Source organism: Actinomycetota bacterium (assembly GCA_030774015.1).
GTDB lineage: Bacteria > Actinomycetota > UBA4738 > UBA4738 > JACQTL01 > JALYLZ01.
Map to the genome: position 1 here is coordinate 1 of JALYLZ010000132.1, position 3,529 is coordinate 3,529.

The 3,529-nt window shown below is 69.8% G+C and carries 4 protein-coding genes; 1 reads left to right on the plus strand and 3 read right to left on the minus strand.

Annotated elements, in window-relative coordinates; genetic code table 11:
• Positions 1-62 precede the first annotated feature (62 nt).
• From M3Q23_13075 to M3Q23_13085, 3 genes are all read right to left on the minus strand, one after another.
• On the minus strand, positions 63-560 hold the full coding sequence (locus M3Q23_13075; protein MDP9342991.1) for a YajQ family cyclic di-GMP-binding protein: 498 nt from the start codon (positions 558-560) through the stop codon (positions 63-65).
• A gap of 66 nt (positions 561-626) precedes the next feature.
• Positions 627-1,733, minus strand: coding sequence for a hypothetical protein (locus M3Q23_13080; protein ID MDP9342992.1), 1,107 nt, complete (start codon positions 1,731-1,733; stop codon positions 627-629).
• Entirely contained in the window at positions 1,730-2,248 is a 519-nt protein-coding gene (locus M3Q23_13085) for an RNA polymerase sigma factor (protein MDP9342993.1), read from the minus strand. The genes M3Q23_13080 and M3Q23_13085 overlap by 4 nt, the downstream gene beginning before the upstream one ends.
• A gap of 108 nt (positions 2,249-2,356) precedes the next feature.
• Between M3Q23_13085 and M3Q23_13090 the strand changes: the two genes are divergently transcribed.
• Positions 2,357-3,529, plus strand: a 1,173-nt coding sequence (locus M3Q23_13090) for a serine/threonine-protein kinase (protein ID MDP9342994.1), incomplete at its 3' end; no start/stop codon positions are given.

Genomic DNA, 3,529 nt, shown 5'->3' on the forward strand with positions numbered 1-3,529 from the left:
GGTGGGGACTGGCCCGCGGAGCGGGCGCCGCCGGCCCCAACGCCCAAACGGGTTGTTTCGGCCTAGGGCCGGAAGTTCGTGAACTGGAGCGCGATCCCGAAGTCGTGTTCCTTGACGGCCCGGATCACGGCCTGGAGATCGTCCTTCTTCTTCCCCGTGATCCGCACCTGGTCCCCCTGGACCTGGCTCTGGACCTTCACGGAAAGCCCCTTCACGAACTTGGTCAGCTCGCGGGCCTTCTCGTCCGTGATCCCGTGGTTCACGTGCACGTTCATGCGGTAGGTTCCCCGGGCGGCCGGCTGGACCGGGCCGTTGGACAGCGCCTTCAGGGGGATCTCCCGGCGGACCATCTTCTCCTTCAGGACCTCCAGGGCCGCCTTCAGCCGGTCCTCGGTGGAGGAGCGGATCTCCAGGAGGTCCTCGTCGCGATCGACCATCGTCCCGGTGTTCTTGAAGTCGAACCGCGTGGCGACCTCGCGCCTGGCCTGGTCGAGCGCGTTCGAGACCTCGGCCATGTCGATCTCGGAGACGATGTCGAACGAGAAGGCATCCTTGGCCATGCCCGAGATACTACCGGCCGGCGGATCGGCGGTCCCAGCGAGGGCGCCGTGGATCCCCGGAAACGGTCAGGGCCTCCACGACCCAGGCAGCAGCGCCTCACCGTCGTGGGCGGTGAAGACGCGCTGCACGTCGGAGCCGTCGGCTCGCATGACGTACGTCGAGATGTTGGTGAACGCGCCGTTGGCCTGGATGGCGTGCTGCTGCTCCGGTGACGCGTCCCGGTCGCTGGCGAAAGCGATCCAGGACCCGTCCGGAGACCAGACAGGGAACGAATCGAACCCGGGCCAGCTCGTGAGCCGGCGTTCGTTCGAGCCATCCGCGTCCATCACATAGACGTCCTGCGCGTAATCCTCGAACTGGTCGCCGCGAGTGAAGAGGATCCGCGAGCCGTCCGGGGACCACGTCGCGAATTGCTCGTAGCCGCCCCCGTGGGTCAAAGGCACGAGGTCCGTTCCGTCGGGACGCACCGTGTAGAGGTCGAAGCCCTCCGCCCCGGTGGCGCCCCCGTTCGTCGCGGGACGCCCGGCCAGGAGGAGGTGCTGGCCGTCGGGGCTCCACGCGACTGACTGCCAGAAGCCCTCGATGACCAGGGCATTCCCCGTGCCGTCGGCGCTGACCACGTAGGCGCCGGTCGCTCCCTGCGTGTCCCATCCGATGTACGCGATCCGCTTCCCGTCCGGGGACCAGGACACCCCCAGGACCGGTGCGTCGACGATCCGATGGGCGCCGGTGCCGTCGGCGTTGGCCACCATGAGTGAGCTGCTGCCGAGGTCGGACCCGGCCCCGTAGGCGATGTTTGTCCCGTCCGGCGACCACACGGGGAAGTCGGTGTAGGCCTCCGTGCCGATCGCCACCGGGGTGCCACCCTCGACCGAGGCGGCGAACACGGCGGAGACGTTGCCCGCGTCGCTGGCTCGCATGTACGCGATCGTCCCCGTCGGTCCGGACTGAACGAGGGGCTGGTGTGCGGGGGATCCGCCCGGCCGTGCCATCCAGGCCACGAACAGTCCGAGCACCGCGACCGTCAGGGCGACGGCGACCGTGGCGACACGGCGCACGGCGAGACGCCGAGCCCGCGACGCATGGAACCGCTGAAGCGAGCGCTCGGCGTCGAATGACAGCCCACTCGTCGCCCGGGCCAATCGCGTGCGAAGTTCCTCGTCCTGCATCATTCGGCCACCTCCGGTTCCGCCAGCCCCAGTCGCTTCCTCATGTCTCTTCGGCCACGCATCAGATGCGCCCGCACGGTCCCGGCCGAGATGCCGAGAACGCCACCGGCCTCGCCGGCATCCATCCCCACGTAGTCGATGAGCACGACGGCCGCACGCCGGCGGGGACTGAGGCCGGAGAGAGCGGTACGGATCGCGAGCCACTCGTCGACCTGCGGGATCTGCTCGACCCGTTCCGCTCTGGGCTCCAGGCCAGCCAGGGCCACGCGGAGGTACTTGCGCACGTGCGATCGGGCGAGATTGATCGCTACGCGGAACGCGAACCGGCGAGCGTGCTCGGCGCTTTCCATACGGTGCCATCGTTCGCTGAGGCGAAAGAAGGCCTCCTGAGCCACGTCCTGCCCGGCTCCGGGATCTCGGGCAACGAGTGCCGCCGCCCGCGCCACCACGAGGAACGTCTCCCTGAAGAACGTGTCGAAGTCCGGCAGGAGCCCTGCTCCCCGCTCGCGCGTGTCCACGTCCATCACTCTTACTACGCCCCACCGGCTCAGAACGTGTACCCACGGGAGGCCGAGGTCTTGATCGCTCGGCGAGGCGGTCCATACAATCGCCGGGCTGATGACTCCATGAAGTTGACCGTCACGTCCGCCGGGGGGCGGAGCGAAGCCATCGAGCTCGGGCGACAGGTCGTCCTCGGGCGCGATCCGTCCTGCGACGTCGTGCTGGACGACCACCTGGTGTCCAGGCGCCACGCCCAGCTCGAGGTGGACGACAGCGGCCGCATGGTGATCCGGGACCTGGGATCCCGAAACGGGACCTTCGTGAACGGACAGCGCATCGAGGGGGCCGTGGTCCTGGCGGGGACCGAGCGCATCGGGATCGGCGACGCCGAGATCTCGCTGGCCCCGGAGGTCGCGCCGGCGCCCCCGCCCGAGGAGGCGGACCGCATGGTCGGGACCACCCTCGGCCGGTACCGCATCGAGGCCAAGATCGACGAGGGGGCCATGGGGGCCGTGTACCTGGCCGAGCACACCCGCCTGGGCAAGCACGTGGCGCTGAAGGTGATGGGCCAGCGGCTGTTCCGGAACCAGGTGGCCCGGCAGCGCTTCGTCGACGAGAGCCGGACGGTCGCCTCGCTCGACCACCCGAACATCATCCCCGTGTTCGACGCCGACGAGATCGGCGACGAGCTGTTCATCGCCATGCGCTACGTGGACGGCGAGGACCTGGGCCGCCTGCTCGACCGGGAGGGCGCCCTCGATCCGGAGCGGGCCATCAACATCGTGGCGCAGGTGGGTTCGGCGCTCGACGCCGCTCACTCGCGGGGTCTGATCCACCGGGACGTCAAGCCGGGCAACATCCTGATCGCCTCGGCCCGCGACTCGGCCGGGGCGGGACACGCGTTCCTGTGCGACTTCGGGATCACCAAGAACCTCGCTTCGAGCGGGCTCACCGCGACCGGCCAGACCCTGGGCACCCCGAACTACATGGCCCCGGAGCAGTTCAAGGGCCAGCCGGTGGACGGCAGGACCGACCTCTACGCGCTGGGGTGTGTCCTGTACGAGTGCCTCACCGGCACGCCGCCGTACCCGGGGGACACGTTCGAGACCGTGATGTACGGCCACCTCATGACGGCGCCCCCGCCGCCCACCGCACATCAGCCGGCCCTTCCTCCCGGGCTCGACGCCGTGGTGGCCAAGGCCATGGCCAAGGATCCGGCGGACCGCTACGCGACCTGCGCGGAGCTGGTGGCGGCGGCCCGGGCAGCCCTGGCCGCCGGTACGGCCCGGGCCCGCACG

Coding starts and splice junctions, on each gene's coding strand:
- M3Q23_13075 (MDP9342991.1), bottom strand. CDS start 560: ATGGCCAAGGATGCCTTCTCGTTCGACATCGTCTCCGAGATCGACATG.
- M3Q23_13080 (MDP9342992.1), bottom strand. CDS start 1,733: ATGATGCAGGACGAGGAACTTCGCACGCGATTGGCCCGGGCGACGAGT.